Source organism: Shivajiella indica (assembly GCF_042683085.1).
GTDB classification, from domain to species: domain Bacteria; phylum Bacteroidota; class Bacteroidia; order Cytophagales; family Cyclobacteriaceae; genus Shivajiella; species Shivajiella indica.
Genome location: NZ_JBHUIV010000016.1, coordinates 535,578 through 553,151 on the forward strand (window position 1 = coordinate 535,578; position 17,574 = coordinate 553,151).

The 17,574-nt window shown below is 39.5% G+C and carries 32 protein-coding genes; all 32 read right to left on the minus strand.

The window, feature by feature from the left end:
- Positions 1 to 58 precede the first annotated feature (58 nt).
- On the minus strand, positions 59 to 577 hold the full coding sequence (gene rplQ, locus ACFSKV_RS11730; RefSeq protein ID WP_380802842.1) for a 50S ribosomal protein L17: 519 nt from the start codon (positions 575 to 577) through the stop codon (positions 59 to 61).
- Between the two features lie 5 nt (positions 578 to 582).
- A complete protein-coding gene (locus ACFSKV_RS11735) occupies positions 583 to 1,572 on the minus strand; it encodes a DNA-directed RNA polymerase subunit alpha (RefSeq protein ID WP_380802845.1) in 990 nt (329 codons plus the stop codon).
- Positions 1,573 to 1,603: 31 nt separating this feature from the next.
- Positions 1,604 to 2,206 (minus strand): 30S ribosomal protein S4, encoded by a 603-nt coding sequence (gene rpsD, locus ACFSKV_RS11740; RefSeq protein ID WP_380802847.1) that lies wholly within the window; start codon positions 2,204 to 2,206, stop codon positions 1,604 to 1,606.
- A gap of 20 nt (positions 2,207 to 2,226) precedes the next feature.
- Positions 2,227 to 2,625: a 30S ribosomal protein S11 gene (rpsK, locus tag ACFSKV_RS11745; protein WP_380802849.1), complete on the minus strand. Its 399-nt coding sequence runs from the start codon at positions 2,623 to 2,625 to the stop codon at positions 2,227 to 2,229.
- Between the two features lie 15 nt (positions 2,626 to 2,640).
- Entirely contained in the window at positions 2,641 to 3,018 is a 378-nt protein-coding gene (gene rpsM / locus ACFSKV_RS11750) for a 30S ribosomal protein S13 (RefSeq protein ID WP_380802852.1), read from the minus strand.
- Between the two features lie 5 nt (positions 3,019 to 3,023).
- Positions 3,024 to 3,140 (minus strand): 50S ribosomal protein L36, encoded by a 117-nt coding sequence (gene rpmJ / locus ACFSKV_RS11755; RefSeq protein WP_009034194.1) that lies wholly within the window; start codon positions 3,138 to 3,140, stop codon positions 3,024 to 3,026.
- Between the two features lie 90 nt (positions 3,141 to 3,230).
- Positions 3,231 to 3,449, minus strand: a complete 219-nt coding sequence (infA, locus tag ACFSKV_RS11760) for a translation initiation factor IF-1 (RefSeq protein ID WP_040480068.1) — start codon at positions 3,447 to 3,449, stop codon at positions 3,231 to 3,233.
- 1 nt (position 3,450) lies between these two features.
- Positions 3,451 to 4,224 (minus strand): type I methionyl aminopeptidase, encoded by a 774-nt coding sequence (gene map / locus ACFSKV_RS11765; RefSeq protein WP_380802856.1) that lies wholly within the window; start codon positions 4,222 to 4,224, stop codon positions 3,451 to 3,453.
- Positions 4,221 to 5,543, minus strand: coding sequence for a preprotein translocase subunit SecY (gene secY / locus ACFSKV_RS11770; protein WP_380802859.1), 1,323 nt, complete (start codon positions 5,541 to 5,543; stop codon positions 4,221 to 4,223). Before secY ends, map begins: the two co-directional genes overlap by 4 nt.
- A 4-nt stretch (positions 5,544 to 5,547) precedes the next feature.
- Positions 5,548 to 5,994 (minus strand): 50S ribosomal protein L15, encoded by a 447-nt coding sequence (gene rplO, locus ACFSKV_RS11775; protein WP_380802861.1) that lies wholly within the window; start codon positions 5,992 to 5,994, stop codon positions 5,548 to 5,550.
- Positions 5,995 to 5,996: 2 nt separating this feature from the next.
- The gene (rpmD, locus tag ACFSKV_RS11780) at positions 5,997 to 6,176 is read right to left on the minus strand and encodes a 50S ribosomal protein L30 (protein WP_009183363.1); all 180 of its coding nucleotides are present in this window, start codon (positions 6,174 to 6,176) and stop codon (positions 5,997 to 5,999) included.
- A gap of 4 nt (positions 6,177 to 6,180) precedes the next feature.
- Positions 6,181 to 6,699, minus strand: a complete 519-nt coding sequence (rpsE, locus tag ACFSKV_RS11785; RefSeq protein WP_380802864.1) for a 30S ribosomal protein S5 — start codon at positions 6,697 to 6,699, stop codon at positions 6,181 to 6,183.
- Between the two features lie 8 nt (positions 6,700 to 6,707).
- Positions 6,708 to 7,058, minus strand: a complete 351-nt coding sequence (rplR, locus tag ACFSKV_RS11790) for a 50S ribosomal protein L18 (protein WP_380802866.1) — start codon at positions 7,056 to 7,058, stop codon at positions 6,708 to 6,710.
- A 5-nt stretch (positions 7,059 to 7,063) separates the two neighbouring features.
- The gene (gene rplF / locus ACFSKV_RS11795; protein WP_380802869.1) at positions 7,064 to 7,621 is read right to left on the minus strand and encodes a 50S ribosomal protein L6; all 558 of its coding nucleotides are present in this window, start codon (positions 7,619 to 7,621) and stop codon (positions 7,064 to 7,066) included.
- 9 nt (positions 7,622 to 7,630) lie between these two features.
- A complete protein-coding gene (rpsH, locus tag ACFSKV_RS11800; protein WP_380802872.1) occupies positions 7,631 to 8,026 on the minus strand; it encodes a 30S ribosomal protein S8 in 396 nt (131 codons plus the stop codon).
- Positions 8,027 to 8,111: 85 nt separating this feature from the next.
- Positions 8,112 to 8,381 (minus strand): 30S ribosomal protein S14, encoded by a 270-nt coding sequence (rpsN, locus tag ACFSKV_RS11805; protein ID WP_380802874.1) that lies wholly within the window; start codon positions 8,379 to 8,381, stop codon positions 8,112 to 8,114.
- A gap of 8 nt (positions 8,382 to 8,389) precedes the next feature.
- Entirely contained in the window at positions 8,390 to 8,944 is a 555-nt protein-coding gene (gene rplE, locus ACFSKV_RS11810) for a 50S ribosomal protein L5 (protein WP_380802876.1), read from the minus strand.
- Positions 8,937 to 9,281: a 50S ribosomal protein L24 gene (gene rplX, locus ACFSKV_RS11815; RefSeq protein WP_380802879.1), complete on the minus strand. Its 345-nt coding sequence runs from the start codon at positions 9,279 to 9,281 to the stop codon at positions 8,937 to 8,939. Before rplX ends, rplE begins: the two co-directional genes overlap by 8 nt.
- Before the next feature lie 2 nt (positions 9,282 to 9,283).
- The gene (gene rplN, locus ACFSKV_RS11820) at positions 9,284 to 9,652 is read right to left on the minus strand and encodes a 50S ribosomal protein L14 (RefSeq protein WP_009183371.1); all 369 of its coding nucleotides are present in this window, start codon (positions 9,650 to 9,652) and stop codon (positions 9,284 to 9,286) included.
- 2 nt (positions 9,653 to 9,654) lie between these two features.
- Complete coding sequence (rpsQ, locus tag ACFSKV_RS11825; protein ID WP_123949907.1) at positions 9,655 to 9,918, minus strand: 30S ribosomal protein S17; 264 nt, start codon at positions 9,916 to 9,918, stop codon at positions 9,655 to 9,657.
- A gap of 8 nt (positions 9,919 to 9,926) precedes the next feature.
- A complete protein-coding gene (gene rpmC / locus ACFSKV_RS11830) occupies positions 9,927 to 10,121 on the minus strand; it encodes a 50S ribosomal protein L29 (protein WP_380802883.1) in 195 nt (64 codons plus the stop codon).
- Positions 10,122 to 10,129: 8 nt separating this feature from the next.
- Complete coding sequence (gene rplP / locus ACFSKV_RS11835; RefSeq protein WP_123949905.1) at positions 10,130 to 10,549, minus strand: 50S ribosomal protein L16; 420 nt, start codon at positions 10,547 to 10,549, stop codon at positions 10,130 to 10,132.
- Between the two features lie 23 nt (positions 10,550 to 10,572).
- A complete protein-coding gene (gene rpsC / locus ACFSKV_RS11840; protein ID WP_380802885.1) occupies positions 10,573 to 11,313 on the minus strand; it encodes a 30S ribosomal protein S3 in 741 nt (246 codons plus the stop codon).
- A 9-nt stretch (positions 11,314 to 11,322) separates the two neighbouring features.
- Positions 11,323 to 11,712: a 50S ribosomal protein L22 gene (gene rplV, locus ACFSKV_RS11845; protein WP_123949903.1), complete on the minus strand. Its 390-nt coding sequence runs from the start codon at positions 11,710 to 11,712 to the stop codon at positions 11,323 to 11,325.
- 2 nt (positions 11,713 to 11,714) lie between these two features.
- Entirely contained in the window at positions 11,715 to 11,993 is a 279-nt protein-coding gene (gene rpsS / locus ACFSKV_RS11850; protein WP_106566639.1) for a 30S ribosomal protein S19, read from the minus strand.
- Between the two features lie 2 nt (positions 11,994 to 11,995).
- Positions 11,996 to 12,820, minus strand: a complete 825-nt coding sequence (rplB, locus tag ACFSKV_RS11855) for a 50S ribosomal protein L2 (protein ID WP_380802888.1) — start codon at positions 12,818 to 12,820, stop codon at positions 11,996 to 11,998.
- 13 nt (positions 12,821 to 12,833) lie between these two features.
- A complete protein-coding gene (gene rplW, locus ACFSKV_RS11860) occupies positions 12,834 to 13,121 on the minus strand; it encodes a 50S ribosomal protein L23 (protein ID WP_380802889.1) in 288 nt (95 codons plus the stop codon).
- Between the two features lie 4 nt (positions 13,122 to 13,125).
- Entirely contained in the window at positions 13,126 to 13,755 is a 630-nt protein-coding gene (rplD, locus tag ACFSKV_RS11865; protein WP_380802890.1) for a 50S ribosomal protein L4, read from the minus strand.
- Positions 13,756 to 13,759: 4 nt separating this feature from the next.
- On the minus strand, positions 13,760 to 14,392 hold the full coding sequence (rplC, locus tag ACFSKV_RS11870; protein WP_380802892.1) for a 50S ribosomal protein L3: 633 nt from the start codon (positions 14,390 to 14,392) through the stop codon (positions 13,760 to 13,762).
- Between the two features lie 254 nt (positions 14,393 to 14,646).
- Positions 14,647 to 14,952 carry a 30S ribosomal protein S10 gene (rpsJ, locus tag ACFSKV_RS11875; RefSeq protein ID WP_009183381.1) on the minus strand — a complete coding sequence of 102 codons (306 nt, stop codon included), beginning with the start codon at positions 14,950 to 14,952 and terminating at the stop codon, positions 14,647 to 14,649.
- Between the two features lie 12 nt (positions 14,953 to 14,964).
- A complete protein-coding gene (gene fusA / locus ACFSKV_RS11880) occupies positions 14,965 to 17,082 on the minus strand; it encodes an elongation factor G (protein WP_380802895.1) in 2,118 nt (705 codons plus the stop codon).
- Positions 17,083 to 17,088: 6 nt separating this feature from the next.
- Complete coding sequence (gene rpsG / locus ACFSKV_RS11885; RefSeq protein WP_380802898.1) at positions 17,089 to 17,556, minus strand: 30S ribosomal protein S7; 468 nt, start codon at positions 17,554 to 17,556, stop codon at positions 17,089 to 17,091.
- Positions 17,557 to 17,574: the final 18 nt, after the last annotated feature.

Consider the following 17,574-nt stretch of genomic DNA (forward strand, 5'->3'; position numbering starts at 1 on the left):
AAAAAAAGGGATTGAACCAAAGTTCAATCCCCTTATATATTTGAAAATCCAACATGAATTATTCAGCGGATTTTTCTTCATTGTTTTCTTCAGCTTTTGGCTCTTCTGCCTTTGTAGCTTCAGCTTTAGCAGCTGGAGCAGCAGATTCAGCCTTACCTGAACCTCTTCTACTTCTTCTGGTAGTTTTCTTGGCAGGTTTAGCTTCTTTCAACATCAATTCATTGAAATCTACCAACTCAATGATACACATTTCAGCATTATCTCCAAGACGGAATCCTGTTTTGATAATTCTCGTATATCCACCTGCTCTATTGCCGATTTTTTCGACTACTTCACCAAATAAAGCTTTGATGCCTTCTTTGCTTTGCAGGTAGGAAAATGCTACCCTTCTATTATGGGTTGTATCTTCTTTAGCTCTTGTAATCAGAGGCTCTACATATTTTTTTAGCTCCTTAGCCTTGGCAAGCGTTGTAGAAATACGCTTGTGAAGAATCAGGGAGTTTGCCATATTGGAAAGCATGGCTTTCCTATGACTTGCTGTCCTGCCAAGGTGGTTGAATTTCTTACCGTGTCTCATTTTAATTATTCTTCATCAAGTTTATACTTAGATAAATCCATACCGAAGGTCAGACCTTTTTCCTGGATAAGTTGCTCAAGCTCTGCCAAAGATTTCTTACCGAAATTTCTAAATTTCATCATGTCAGAAATCTCTAATTTCGCAAGGTCCCCAAGAGTCTTAACATCAGCAGCTTTCAAACAGTTGAAAGCACGTACAGAAAGATCCAAATCCCCAAGAGGCGTTTTAAGAAGCTTTCTCATGTGCAAGAACTCTTCGTCAATTGGTTCTGGCTCAGACTTCCCGGTTGAATCCAATACCATTGTCTGGTCAGAGAACAACATGAAATGTTGGATCAGGATTTTGGCAGATTCCTGAAGTGCCTTTTCTGGATGTATAGACCCATCTGTTGTCACTTCAAGGATTAACTTTTCAAAGTCGGTTTTTTGCTCAACCCTGGTATTTTCAACACTGTACTTTACGTTTTTGATGGGCGTAAAGATGGCGTCAATTGGTATTACACCGAATACCTGTTCCTTAGGTTTTGATTCTTCTGCAGGAAGGTAACCTCTACCTTTTTCAACTGTCAATTCGATTTCAAAACTTTTTGATTCATCCAGGTGACAAATGACCAGATCAGAATTTAATACCTCAAAAGAAGAGGTGAACTTGGCGATATCTCCAGCGGTGAAAACAGACTGATTCTTAACTTCTACAGTGATTTTTCCGTCTATGGAATCATGGACTTTTTTGAATCTTACCTGCTTCAGGTTAAGGATGATATCAGTCACATCTTCTACAACACCCTCAATTGTGGAAAATTCGTGAACCACTCCTGGAAGCTTCACGGAGGTAATGGCATAACCTTCCAGAGAAGATAACAAAATCCTTCTCAAGGCATTACCGATGGTGACCCCATAGCCCTTTTCTAGTGGCTTGAAGGTAAACAAACCGTGGAAGTCATCGGCTTTTTCCATCACCACTTTCTCGGGCATTTGAAATGCTAATATGGACATATCAATAGTTCTATTTAAGTCTGAAAGTTTATTATTTAGAGTAAAGTTCGACGATCAATTGTTCTTTGATATTCTCAGGAATATCATCTCTTGAAGGAATTGACACGAACTTGCCTGCTAAGGAGGTGTTATCCCACTCTAACCAAGGATAACGGTTACTTTTTCCGGCTAGGCTGTTTGTAATTGCCTCAAGAGATTTTGAACGCTCTCTAACACTTACCACATCACCTGGCCTAAGGGTATAGGAAGGTATATTCACCACTTCCCCATTAACAAGAATATGCTTATGTGAAACAAGCTGTCTTGCACCTCTTCTAGTTGGGGAAATACCCAACCTATAGACAGTATTATCTAATCGGGATTCCAATAATTGAAGTAGGTTTTCACCTGTGATACCTTGTTTTCTTGAAGCAATATCGAACATTTTAGCGAACTGTCTTTCCAATACGCCATAGATGTATTTTGCCTTTTGTTTTTCAGCAAGCTGGATTGCATATTCAGATTGCTTTTTTCTTCTACCTCTTCCATGTTGTCCTGGAGGATAGTTTTTCTTCTGGAGAGCTTTGCTGTATCCTTCGATAGGCTCACCGAATCTTCTGGCGATTTTTGCCTTTGGACCTGTATATCTTGCCATTCTATATTTTCTTTAAGAAATTAAACTCTTCTACGTTTTGGAGGACGACAACCATTGTGAGGAAGTGGAGTCACATCAATAATCGTAGTAACATCTAAACCAACATTCTGTAAAGTTCTGATGGCAGACTCACGACCTGCACCCGGACCTTTTACAAAAACCTCAATCTTTCTTAATCCTAAGTCATATGCCGCCTGACCACAATTTTGTGCTGCCATTTGTGCTGCATATGGAGTGTTTTTCTTAGAACCTCTGAAACCCATTTTACCGGCAGAAGCCCATGAAATCACTTGACCAGAATTATTGGTAATAGAGATGATGATATTGTTAAAGGAAGCTTTGATATGCGCTTGGCCAACAGCTTCTACTTTAACTACTCTTTTTTTACCTTTAGCTTTATCGTTTCTTTTCTGAGCCATGATCTAATTCAAGATTTATTTAGTTGCCTTCTTCTTATTGGCAACAGTTTTTCTCTTACCTTTTCTAGTTCTTGCGTTATTTTTGGTTTTTTGACCTCGGACAGGAAGTCCTTTTCTGTGTCTTAGACCTCTGTAACACCCGATATCCATCAATCTCTTGATGTTCAATTGAATCTCAGACTTAAGAGCACCTTCAGTTCTGTATTCTTCATTGATTATAGTTCTGATAGCGGTTGATTCTTCATCATTCCACTCACCGGCTTTCTTGTCAAAAGAAATTCCTGCTTTTTCCAGGATAGCTCTGGCTGAACTCCTACCGATACCGAATATGTAGGTCAAGCCGATTTCACCACGTTTGTTGTCTGGTATGTCAACACCTGCAATTCTTGCCATAATGATTAACCTTGTCTTTGTTTAAACTTAGGATTTTTTTTGTTGATGACATAAAGCTTTCCTTTTCTACGGATTACTTTACAGTCAACACTTCTCTTCTTAATTGATGCCTTAACTTTCATGTGTATTAAATTTATTTTCAATTGCCACATGGAATTCGCTTATAAACACTTAACAACCCATTAAATGCTATAGGCTCATTTCATGACATTTTATTTGTATCTATAAACGATTCTGCCTTTTGAAAGATCATAAGGGGACAACTCCAATTTTACTTTGTCACCTGGAAGGATCTTTATATAGTTCATTCTCATTTTACCGGAAATATGGGCAATCAATTGATGACCATTTTCCAATTCCACCTTAAACATTGCGTTTGACAATGCTTCTATGATCGTACCATCTTGTTCTATAGATGTCTGTTTTGCCATATTAGAATTTAAAATTTTCTTCTATATACTGGTGTGTAGTCAATATTTCAGTTCTGTCCTCAAAGATTGCTACTGTATGTTCAAAATGTGCAGATGGTTTCCTATCAGCAGTCCTGATAGTCCATCCATCTCTTTCCTGAACAATATTCCTGGTTCCCAGATTGACCATAGGTTCTATGGCAATGACCAAACCATCCTTAAGTATCGGTCCACTCCCTTTTTTTCCATAATTTGGAACTTCGGGAGCTTCATGGAGATTTCTACCTAATCCATGCCCTACCAGTTCTCTCACTACAGTAAAACCTTTAGCTTCTACGAACTTTTGAACAGTCTGGCCTATATCTCCAATCCTATTACCAAAAACGGCCTTTTCAATACCAAGATAGAGAGACTCTTTAGTTGCTTTTAGCAATGACAATACTTGGGGGGAAACTTCACCGACAGGGTAAGTATAAGCGGAATCGCTATGAAAACCTTGGTGAAAGACTCCACAATCCACTGAGATTATATCGCCATCTTTCAAAACATAATTACTAGGAAAACCGTGCACCACCACCTCATTGACAGAGATACATAAGGAAGCAGGAAATCCATTGTAACCTTTAAATGAAGGTACACCATGATTATCTCTGATGTACTCTTCTGCTATCTTATCCAGGAAAGAGGTCTTTACCCCTTCTTTAATATATTTTGCTACTTCTCCGTGAGCTTTACCTAATATCTGAGCGCCTTCTTTGATTATCTGAACTTCCTCGGAAGTTTTATAATGAATCATACTGCGGCTGCATAATTAGAAGGATTGTTTTTCATGTTTCCACTTTTCATCATTCCTTCGTAATGTCTCATTAATAAGTAACTTTCAATTTGTCTAAGGGTATCCATGATTACCCCTACCATGATCAGTAAAGAAGTACCCCCATAGAATTGGGCAAATTCTCCACCTATACCGGCAATTATCGCAAAGGCAGGTAAAACAGCCACCACAGATAACAATATGGAGCCGGGTAAAGTAATTCTTGAAATGATATTATCAATGAAATCAGCTGTAGGAGCACCTGGTTTTATACCGGGAACAAAACCACCATTACGCTTCAAATCTTCTGCAATTTGCTCAGGATTAACTGTTATTGCAGTGTAAAAGAATGTAAAGAGGATGATCATCAGCGCAAATACAAGGTTATACTGCCAAGATGTAAAATCACTGAAGGTACTTCCAATATAATTTGCAATATCACTTTCTGCTGACCAAATCTGTGCAATTAATGCAGGCAGGAACATCAATGACTGGGCAAAGATAATTGGCATTACACCAGAAGCATTTACCTTGATAGGAATATATTGCCTTTGACCACCATAAACTTTTCCTCCTACTACTTGCTTGGCATATTGCACCGGTATCCTTCTTGTGGCTTCCGTCAAGGCTACAACACCCAACACCACAAAGAATAGAACAGCAGCTTCAATCAACAGCAACAACATTCCTGAAGTTCCTTTTGATAAGACTTCAGCAATTATTGCGCCAGGGAACCTGGAAATGATTCCGATCATAATCAGCATTGAAATACCATTCCCAATACCTTTTTCAGTAATTTTCTCTCCCAACCACATACAGAACATTGTTCCAGCAGAAAGCAATACCAATGAACTGAACATAAAGAGAGAAGTACTTACCATAACAGCTCCTGTTGGAAGAATAGTAGCAGTAATATAGCCAATACCCTGTGCAACTGTAATTGCGATGGTCAGCACCCTAGTGATCTGATTGATTCTTTTTCTACCGGATTCTCCTTCTTTCTGAAGCTTTTGAAAGTATGGAACTCCAACAGTTAACAACTGCAACACGATAGATGCAGAAATGTATGGCATGATTCCCAATCCAAAGATGGAAGCATTACTGAATGCACCACCAAGGAAGGTATCAATCAGTCCAAAGATACCTTCAGGAGCATCACCTAATTTGGATGGATCAACACCAGGCAATACGATAAAAGAACCCAGTCTGAATACTACCAGAAATCCAATAGTATTCAAAATACGGATCCTTAAATCTTCAATAGAAAAGATATTCTTAACTGTTGAGATAAATTTTTTCATCTAATTAAAGCTTGTTTACTGTTCCGCCTACTTTTTCGATAGCTTCAACAGCAGAAGCAGAGAAAGAGTGAGCACTTACATTTAATTTGGCTGTAAGTTCGCCTCTACCTAACACTTTTACAAGATCTTTTTTGGAAACCAACCCATGCTCCACTAATGAATCAAAGGAAATAGTGTCCAGATTGTACTGTGTAGCAAGTTCTTGCAACACATTTAAATTGATAGGTTTATAAACTACTTTATTTAGGCTATTGAATCCAAATTTAGGAACTCTTCTCTGAAGAGGCATCTGACCACCTTCAAATCCGAGCTTAGACTTGTAACCTGATCTGGATTTTGCACCCTTATGACCTCTTGTAGAGGTTCCACCCCTACCGGATCCGGTTCCACGACCTATCCTTTTTCTGGATTTTACTGAACCTTCAGCAGGTTTTAATGTATGTAATTTCATAATTAAGCTTCCTCCACTTTTACAAGGTGACTTACTTTTCTTACCATACCAGCGATTGCAGGGTTGTTTTCAACCTCTACAGTCCTGTTGATTTTACCAAGACCTAAAGCAATTATAGTTGCTTTCTGATCTTTTGGTCTTTTAATTGTACTTTTAACCTGAGTTATTTTGATCTTAGCCATCTTCTTACCCGTTAAAAACTTTTGACATTTTAACACTTCTTTGTTGGGAAACAGCGATTGCGTCTCTCAACTGAACCAGGGCATCAATAGTTGCTTTTACCACATTGTGTGGGTTAGAAGAACCTTTGGATTTAGCCAAAACGTCCGTAACACCGGCACTTTCCAAAACAGCACGCATAGCACCACCGGCAATTACACCCGTACCTGCAGCTGCTGGCTTGATCAACACAAAGCCTCCACCAAATTTACCAAGCTGCTCATGAGGAATAGTACCTTTCAAAACAGGAACTCTTACAAGATTTTTCTTAGCATCTTCGATTCCTTTAGTGATTGCATCAGTTACCTCATTGGCTTTTCCAAGACCATAACCAACAACGCCGTTTCCGTCGCCTACAACCACAATTGCAGAGAAAGAAAATCTTCTACCACCTTTTACTACTTTAGCAACACGGTTGATAGCTACTACTTTCTCTTTTAATTCTGTATCTGTTGCCCTAATGGGTTTTCTTCTTACTTGAGACATAATATCTATTAAAATTTAAGGCCTCCTTCCCTTGCACCATCGGCAAGAGCTTTTACATTACCATGATAAATGTATCCACTTCTGTCGAAAACAACTTCAGTGACTCCATTAGCTACTGCTCTTTCAGCAAGTTTCTTACCCACTTCTTTGGATACAGATATATTGGTATTGGATACTGAACCAAGTTCTTTAGAAGAAGCATGCGCAAGGGTATGACCTTTAAGGTCATCTACTAACTGAGCGTATATACCAGTATTGCTTTTAAATACTGACAAACGAGGTCTAGAATCTGTACCGGAAATTTTTCTACGGATACTTTTTTTGATTCTTAGTCTTCTTAGATTCTTATTAAAAGCCATTTTTATTATTTTTTACCAGCAGTTTTACCAGCCTTACGTCTAACATTTTCACCAACGAAACGTATACCTTTGCCTTTATAAGGCTCAACTTTACGCAACGATTTGATTTTTGCAGCAACTTGGCCAATCAATTCTTTGTCAATTCCTTCCAAAGTCACCAATGGATTTTTACCTTTAGGGGTATCTGTCTTAAGTGAAATGGACTCAGGCAATGCAAAGAAAATGTTGTGAGAATAACCTAAGGCTAGTTCTAAAACCTGACCTTGGTTAGACGCCTTATAACCTACACCGACCAATTCAAGTTCTTTTTTAAATCCATCAGATACACCAACAACCATGTTGTTGACCAATGAACGGTACAATCCGTGTAGAGACTTATGTCTTTTAGAGTCTGTGGGTCTTTCCAGGACAATTGAATTGCCTTCAACCTTCACAGCGATGTCGGGATTCACATCCCTCACTAGCGTACCTTTGGGACCTTTAACAGTGACAACATTATATGCTGACACGTCTACAGTAACACCCGCAGGTAAATTTATTGGTTTTTTACCTATTCTAGACATGACGGTTTTTTAATATACGTAGCAAAGTACTTCTCCACCAATTCCTTCTGTTCTTGCTTCTTTATCGGTCATAACACCTTTTGAAGTGGAAAGGATGGCAACACCTAGGCCATTGATAACTCTAGGTAGATCTTCATGTTTTACATATTTTCTCAAACCTGGCTTACTAATTCTTGACAGGCTAACGATGGCATTCTGCTTGGTGGCAGGATTATATTTCAAAGCTATTTTAATAGTACCCTGAGGACCATTCTCCTCAAATTTATAGTTTTGGATATATCCTTTATCATGAAGCACCTTCGTAATTTCCTTCTTAATATTAGAAGCAGGTATCTCAACGATTCTATGAGAAGCCTTAATGGCATTTCTCAATCTTGTTAGATAATCAGCTATTGGATCAGTCATAATTATATTAGTCTAACGGCACTGTCCCGTTACGGGCGTGCAAAGTTACACAATGATTTTTAGAATAAAAACTCTTGTTTGATTTTTACCAGCTAGACTTGGTTAAACCTGGGATTTTACCGGCGGAAGCCATCTCCCTGAAGGTAACCCTATTGATACCAAACTTTCTCATGTATCCTTTAGGACGACCAGTGAGTTTACATCTATTGTGCAATCTCACAGGAGAAGAGTTTTTAGGTAATTTGTCCAAAGCTTCGAAATCACCTGCAGCTTTTAATTCTGCTCTTTTCTTAGCATACTTTGCTACAAGTCTTTCTCTTTTTCTCTCGCGAGCTTTTAGTGACTCTCTTGCCATAATTTTTCTTAGTTATTTTTGTTAACAAAAGGCATCCCGAAAGCTTTCAAAAGCGCATAGCTTTCTTCATCTGTATTAGCTGTAGTAACGAAAGTGATGTCCATGCCGGAAATTTTGTTCACTTTCTCAATACTGATCTCCGGGAAAATGATCTGTTCGGTCACACCCAAGGTATAATTCCCTCTTCCATCAAAGCCTTTGTCACTGATACCTTTGAAATCTCTTACACGGGGAAGAGCCACGGTCATCAACCTGTCAAGAAATTCGTACATTTTGTCACCTCTTAGGGTAACTTTAGCGCCGATAGGCATTCCTTCTCTCAATTTGAAATTGGAAACCGAATTTTTGGCTATGGTTGCAACAGCCTTTTGACCTGCGATCAGGGTAAGTTCTTCAACGCCATGGTCAACCAATTTCTTATCTGCCACGGCAGCACCTATACCTTTGTTGATCACAATTTTGGAAAGTTTAGGAACCTCCATCACTGATTTATACTGGAATTTTTCCTTCAAAGCCGGAACGATTTCAGCATTATATCTTTCTTTTACTCTAGGCTTAGCCATTGATCACCTCCCCTGTTTTCTTAGAATACCTAACTAATTTACCGTTATCTCCAAGCTTTCTTCCAATCCTGGTAGCTTCTCCTGTTTTAGGATCTACCAACATCAGGTTACTTACATGAATAGAAGCTTCTCTCTTCTCTATACCACCTTGTGGGTTGGCTGCAGTTGGTTTCACATGTTTGGTAACCAAGTTCAAACCTTCTACAATAGCTCTTCTTTTTTGAAGATTTACGGAAAGGACTTTACCTGTCTTGCCTTTATCATCTCCAGACAATACTTTCACAGTATCACCTGTCTTTATATGCAATTTTGGTTGCTTATTGAATTTTCTTTCCATGATTACAATACTTCTGGGGCTAAAGACACAATTTTCATAAACTGCTTCTCTCTCAATTCTCTTGCAACAGGTCCGAATATACGGGTACCTCTTGGCTCGTCATTGTTGTTCAAAAGAACTGCAGCATTATCCTCAAATCGGATATATGAACCGTCTTTTCTTCTGATTTCTTTCTTCGTTCTTACGATAACCGCTTTTGAAACGGTACCTTTTTTCATGTTGCTGGAAGAGAGAGCAGACTTAACAGTCACCACAACTTTATCACCGATGGAAGCATATCTCTTCTTGGTTCCACCCAATACACGGATCACAAGGACTTCTTTAGCGCCTGAATTATCCGCTACGCCTAATCTGGATTCTTGTTGTATCATGATTACTTAGCCCTTTCTATAATTTCTACTAATCTCCAACGCTTGTTTTTACTCAGCGGACGAGTTTCGCTTATCTTGACGATATCGCCTTCATGCGCATCATTTTTCTCGTCATGAACCATAAATTTGGTAGTCTTCGCAACAAATTTACCGTAGATAGAGTGTTTTACCTTTCTTTCCACGGCAACTGTAATGGACTTATCCATTTTGTTGCTGACTACTTTTCCTATTCTTTCTTTACGAAGATTTCTCTCAGTAGTAGCCATTGTTTTTCTTATTTAGCTAATTGTTTTGCTTTCAAGATCGTTTTCAATCTCGCGATTGCACGTCTTGATTCCTTAATTTTATTCGGATTCTCAATTGGAGAGATAGCATGGGCAAATCTTAACTTGGTCAAGTTTTCCTGCTCAGCGGCTAATCGCTCTGCGATTTCACTTTCTGAAAGTGATCTGATTTCTGAGTTTTTCATAGTGTTAATTATCCAACGTAATCTCTACGTACTACGAATCTTGTACTTACTGGAAGTTTCTGTTGTGCCAATCTCAATGCTTCCTGTGCAACTTCAAGGCTTACGCCGGTTGCTTCGAAGAGGATTGTTCCTGGCTTGATTACGGCTACCCAATATTCAGGAGCACCTTTTCCTTTACCCATACGAACCTCTGCAGGTTTTTTGGTGATGGGTTTATCAGGGAAAATCCTAATCCAAACTTGGCCTTCTCTTTTCATTGCTCTCGTCATGGCAATACGGGCTGCCTCAATTTGACGGGAGGTTATCCATCCTGGTTCAAGGGATTTTATTCCAAAGTTGCCAAAAGAGAGCGTATGTCCTCTTTGAGCAAGTCCTTTGACTCTACCCTTGTGCATTTTTCTAAATTTCGTTCTTTTCGGCTGTAACATGATTTCTCACTTAACGGTGAAAATTAGTTATTTCTCTTTCTTCTTTTTGGGCCTGCACCTTCTCTTCTTTTGCCTCTGGCTCCAGCAGCAGCTGCTTTTGGCTCACTTGCGGCTCCTACATTTGGAGAAAGATCTCTCTTTCCATAAACTTCACCTTTGAAGATCCAAACTTTGATACCAATGATACCATACACTGTATTGGCTTCAGAAACTGCATAGTCGATGTCGGCTCTCAATGTATGCAAAGGAATTCTTCCTTCTTTGTACATTTCTGATCTTGCCATTTCAGCACCGCCAAGTCTTCCTGAAAGTTTCACTTTGATACCTTCAGCTCCAACTCTAATTGCCGCAGCAATAGATTGCTTCATGGCTCTTCTGAAAGAGATACGGGCTTGAAGTTGTTGGGCAATTGATTCGCCGACCAATTTAGCATCCAGTTCAGGACGCTTGATTTCAAAAATGTTGATCTGAACATCTTTGTTGGTCAATTTTTTCAATTCTTCTTTCAACTTATCTACTTCAGCACCACCTTTACCAATGACTACCCCTGGACGTGCGGTATGGATTGTAAGGGTGATTCTCTTCAAAGTCCTTTCGATGATAACTTTGGAGATACCTCCCTTAGGAATTCTGGCGTTGACATATTTTCTGATCTGCTGGTCTTCATACAGCTTATCAGCAAAATCTTTGCCTCCATACCAGTTGGAATCCCAACCTTTGATCACTCCAAGTCTAAAACCAATTGGGTTTATCTTTTGTCCCATAGTCTGATTTTAATTAGATTTTTCTGTTGTTTCTACTTCATCAGCGGTAACTCCTGCATTGAATGAATCTACAATGAGGGTTACATGATTTGATCTTTTACGAATTCTATGTGCTCTACCTTGAGGAGCAGGTCTCAACCTCTTCAACATACGTCCCCCATCAACGAAGATGGTTTTCACGTATAAATCAGCATCTTCCAATTTCTCGTCAGGGTTTTTTGCCTGCCAGTTGGCCACAGCAGAAAGAAGAAGTTTTTCTAATTTAATAGCTCCATGATTGGGAGTAAACTTCAATATGCTCAATGCCTGCCCTACTCTTTTACCTCTTACAAGGTCAGCTACCAATCGCATTTTGCGAGGAGAAGTAGGAACGTTTTTTAATCTTGCTATTGCTTCCATGATTATCTCTTTCCTTTATCTTTTTTGGCAATATGACCTCTAAAGTTTCTTGTAGGTGCAAATTCTCCAAGCTTATGACCTACCATGTTGTCTGTTACAAACACCGGAATAAATTTGTTCCCGTTATGCACAGCAAAGGTATGGCCAACGAAATCCGGAGAGATCATAGATCTTCTTGACCAAGTCTTGATCACAGATTTTTTCCCGGATTCGTTCATTGCATCCACCTTTTTTGCCAAGTGATGTTCTATATAAGGACCTTTTTTTAATGAACGTGCCATAATTATTTGGTTCTTTTACCGATAATGAATTTGTTAGAATACTTTTTAGGTGATCTGGTCTTCTTACCTTTGGCAAGCAAACCTTTTCTTGATCTTGGATGACCTCCTGAAGAACGGCCTTCACCACCACCCATTGGGTGATCAACTGGGTTCATAGCCACACCTCTGGTTCTTGGTCTTCTTCCCAACCAACGATTTCTACCAGCTTTACCTAATACTACATTCATGTGATCGGCATTGGATACCGTACCTACGGTAGCCATACAGGTACCTAACACCATTCTCATTTCACCTGAAGGCAATTTTACTGTCACGTATTTACCTTCTCTGGCTACTACCTGAGCATAACCACCGGCACTTCTGGCAATAGCTCCACCTTTTCCAGGCTTCAGTTCAATGTTGTGAACTATTGTACCCAAAGGGATATTTACCAGATTCATTGCGTTGCCAACTTCAGGTGCAACACTTTCTCCGGAAATCACTGTTTGTCCGACTTGCAAACCTTCCGGAGCGATAATGTAGGTCTTAGCACCATCTACATAGTATAACAATGCGATACGTGCAGTCCTGTTTGGATCGTACTCAATAGACTTAACTACAGCCGGAACGCCAAACTTTTCTCTCTTAAAATCAATGATTCTAAGTCTTTGTTTGTGGCCACCTCCAATATATCTGGAGGTCATTTTACCTACATTATTTCTACCGCCTGTCTTTTTCTTAGGGGCCAATAGAGATTTTTCAGGCTTTGATGAAGTAATCTCATCAAATGCCGGAGCAACTCTGAATCTGGTCCCTGGGGTAACAGGCTTTAATTTCTTAACTGCCATGATTTTGATTCAATTAAATTTCTCCGTAAAAATCAATTATTTCACCTTCGGCTACTTTTACAATTGCCTTCTTGTAGGCATTGCTGTAACCTGATACGATTTTTGTTTTGGTGTATCTGGTTTTTGGCTTACCTGCATATCTCATAGTACGCACATCCTCCACTTTTACACCATACATTTTTTCTACGGCTCTTTTGATTTCTGGCTTAGAAGCAGTTTTTTCAACTACGAATCCGTAAACTCCTTGTTCATTCATCGCAGAAATCTTTTCCGTAATCAAAGGTTTCTTAAGTATCTGCATCTTTTTACTTCAATAAAAGGGTTTCTAACTTACTTACAGAACCTTCACACAATACCAAGTTGTCGGCATTCAACAGTTCGTAAGTATTCACACTGTCAACTGTAATCACCTTTGCCTTAGGTAAATTTCTGCTGGACAAATAGACATTCTTGTTATTTTCCGGAAGAACCAAAAGCGTTTTCTTATCTGATAAAGAAAGACCGTTCAACAAAGCAAGGTAGTTTTTGGTCTTAGGAGTTTCAAAAGAAATATTTTCCAATACCATTAAACTGTTTTCCTTAGCCTTATATGTCAAAGCTGACTTTCTTGCCAATTGCTTCAATTTTTTATTCAATTTGAAAGAGTAATCTCTTGGCTTAGGACCAAATACTCTACCTCCACCTCTAAATACAGGTGATTTTAAAGAACCAGCTCTGGCACCCCCGGTACCTTTTTGTTTCTTGATTTTTTTGGTAGAACCGGCAACCTCATTTCTCTCTTTGGATTTATGGGTTCCCTGTCTTTGGTTAGCCATATATTGCTTTACATCCAGGTATATAGCGTGATCATTAGGCTCTATCGCGAAAATGTCATCAGAAAGATTAACCTTTCTACCTGTGTCTTCACCGTTATGTTTTAATACTGCTAATTCCATTTTCTTACTTCTCTAGAATAACGAAAGAATTTTTTGGACCAGGGACAGAGCCACTTACCAATAACAAGTTCTTCTCAGGATAGATTTTGAGGACCCTCAAATTGATCACCTTAACCCTGTCACCACCAGTTCTACCTGCCATACGCATTCCTTTGAATACCCTGGATGGCCAGGAACAAGCACCAATAGAACCTGGATGTCTCTGTCTGTTGTGCTGACCATGGGTTTGTCCACCCACACCACCAAAACCATGACGTTTTACCACACCTTGGAAACCCTTTCCTTTAGAAGTTCCGATAGCATCAACGAAGTCACCTTCAACGAACACTTCCTCAGCTTTTACTGATTTACCAAGATCAACCTGACCTTCGAATTCGACCCTGAAGTCTCTGAATTCCACAACTTTCTGCTTTGGCGTTGTACCGGCTTTTTTGAAATGACCGATAAGTGGCTTAGGAGTATTCTTCTCTTTTCGCTCACCAAATGCCAACTGAACAGCGTTGTACCCGTCTGTTTCTACATTTTTTACTTGCGTCACTACGCAAGGACCAGCTTCTATTAGCGTGCATGCGACATTACGCCCATCGGCACTGAAAATGCTAGTCATTCCTACTTTTTTACCTATTATTCCAGACATCTTCTGTTGTATAATAAACTTGAAACCCAAGTGCTTAAGCACATGGGCCCTTTTTAAGGACTGCAAAGTTAGAAATTTAATTTCACCTTACAAACCCCAACTTTAATATTTTCAATTATTTACAAAAATAAATTGGATAGACATGGGATTAACCTGTCCAAACCAATTGATTTCCCTTGTACTTCAGGTCCAACAAAAGAAAAAACCTATTCGCCATGGCGAACAGGTTTTTCAATTATCAGTTTTTTTTACTGTCAGACTTTGATTTCAACATCAACTCCACTTGGAAGTTCAATCTTCATCAAAGCATCAACAGTTTTGGAACTATTGCTATAGATATCCACTAATCTTTTGTAAGTACAAAGCTGATATTGGTCTCTAGCCTTTTTGTTTACGTGTGGAGATTTCAAAACAGTGAACTTTTCCTTTTTGGTTGGCAAAGGAATTGGCCCAACAACAATGGCTCCGGTAGCTTTCACCGCTTTAACGATCTTCTCTGATGACTTATCCACCAGGCTATGATCGTATGATTTCAATTTTATTCTGATTTTTTGATTCATTTCGATTAGGATTTAGGCTTTTTCACCTTTAACTTTTGCGATAACCGCTTCTGCTATATTGTTAGGAACAGGCTCATAGTGAGAGAAAGTCAATGATGCTGTCGCTCTTCCGGATGAGATGGTTCTAAGATCAGTAATATAGCCAAACAACTCAGACAAAGGCACAGCTGCTTTGATTACCGATGAGGTTCCTTTGGTATCCATACCTTTCATCAAACCTCTCCTTCTGTTCAAATCACCCGTAATCGGGCCAGTGTACTCATCTGGAGTCACTACGTCTACGGACATTATTGGCTCCAACAACTGAGGCTTACATTTTTTAGCAGCTTCTTTGAAACCGATTCTTGCAGCCAATTCGAAAGATAATGCATCAGAATCGACATCGTGGAATGAACCGTGGAACAACTTCACTTTCATTGATTCAACAGGATAACCGGCCAATGGACCGTTTTTCATAGCTTCCTGGAAACCTTTCTGCACAGGAGGGATGAATTCTTTAGGAATCACACCACCTACGATCGCATTTACGAATTCAAGACCCTGCTTGATTTCTCCAGTCTCTGGATCTGGATCTCTTGGTCCAAGTTCGAATACAATATCTGCAAATTTACCTTTACCACCTGTTTGTTTTTTATAAACCTCTTTGTGTTCAACTGTTCCAAACAAAGCTTCTTTATAGGCTACTTGAGGTGCACCTTGGTTGATTTCAACCTTAAATTCACGTTTCAGACGATCAATGATGATCTCAAGGTGAAGTTCACCCATACCTCTCAAGATTGTCTGACCGGTTTCATGGTCTGTATTTACCTGAAGGGTTGGATCTTCCTCTACCAGTTTGGAAATCGCCATACCTAGTTTATCAACGTCGGCCTGAGTTTTAGGCTCAATAGCATAACCGATAACAGGCTCAGGGAATACCATGGACTCCATAACAACTTTACGTTTTTCATCGCATAGGGTATCACCTGTTTTGATATCCTTAAATCCTACAACAGCACCGATATCACCTGCTTCCAACCTTTCGATTTGGTTTTGCTTGTTGGCATGCATCTGGAAAACCCTCGAAATACGCTCTTTGTTACCGGAACGGCTATTGAAAATGTAAGAACCTGATTCTAATACCCCTGAATAAGCCCTAACAAAACATAGACGTCCAACAAATGGGTCAGTGGCGATTTTGAAAGCCAAACCAACGAATGGATCCTTAAAGTCAGGCTTTATCAAAACTTCCTCTTCAGAATCTAGTTTGGTAGCATACAGATCGTCTTTGTCCAAAGGAGATGGCAACAGTTCCATCACCAAGTCCAACATGGTCTGAACACCTTTATTTTTAAAAGAAGATCCGCAAACCATAGGCACAATCTTCATGTCTATTGTTGCAGCACGGAGAGCTTTAAGAATCTCTGCCTCAGTGATGGAATCGGGATCATCGAAGAATTTTTCCATCAAAGATTCATCATAATCAGCGACTGCTTCAAGAAGATGCTCTCTCCATTGGGCTACTTCCTCTTCCATATCTTCAGGAATTGCCACAACTTCGTAAGTCATCCCCAGGTCATGCTCATTCCACACGATAGCTCTGTTGTTGATCAGGTCAACAACACCTTTGAATTTATCTTCGGCACCTATTGGGAGCTGCAATGGAACCGCATAGCTTCCCAACATTTCTTTTACTTGCTTACAAACATCAAGGAAGTTAGCGCCAGCACGGTCCATTTTGTTAACGAAACCGATACGGGCAACTTTATAATTATCTGCCAAACGCCAGTTAGTTTCAGACTGAGGCTCTACACCGTCCACAGCACTGAAAAGGAATACCAATCCATCCAATACCCTTAGGGAACGGTTTACCTCAACAGTAAAATCCACGTGCCCAGGAGTATCAATGATATTGATCTGGTATTTGTTGTTTCTGTAATTCCAAAAAACTGTAGTAGCAGCGGAAGTAATGGTAATACCTCTTTCCTGTTCCTGCTCCATCCAGTCCATGGTTGCGCCACCTTCGTGAACCTCACCGATTTTGTGAGATTTACCGGCATAATAAAGAATACGTTCTGTAGTAGTCGTTTTTCCCGCATCAATATGTGCGGCAATTCCAATGTTCCTTGTGAATCTTAAATCTCTTGCCATTATGAATTAAAATCTAAAGTGTGAGAATGCTTTGTTTGCCTCAGCCATTCTGTGGGTATCATCCTTTTTCTTAACAGCAGCACCTTCTCCTTTGGATGCGGAGATGATTTCACCTGCCAGTCTGTCCATCATGGTCTTCTCACCTCTTTTCCTAGCATAAGTAATCATCCACTTAATACCAAGGGACTGTTTTCTTTCAGGCCTAACTTCCATCGGAACCTGGAATGTAGCACCACCAACTCTACGACTCTTCACCTCTACAGATGGAGTTATATTGTTAAGCGCTTTTTTCCAAACCTCAAGACCGTTCTCACCTACTTTACTTTCAACCTTCTCGATTGCATCGTAGAAGATTTTGTAAGCAATACTCTTCTTACCATCTACCATTAGACAGTTAACGAACTTGGTAACCAAAGTATCGTTAAATTTTGGGTCAGGAAGAATATATCTCTTCTTTGGTTTCGCTTTTCTCATTTTTTTGTAATGTTTTTA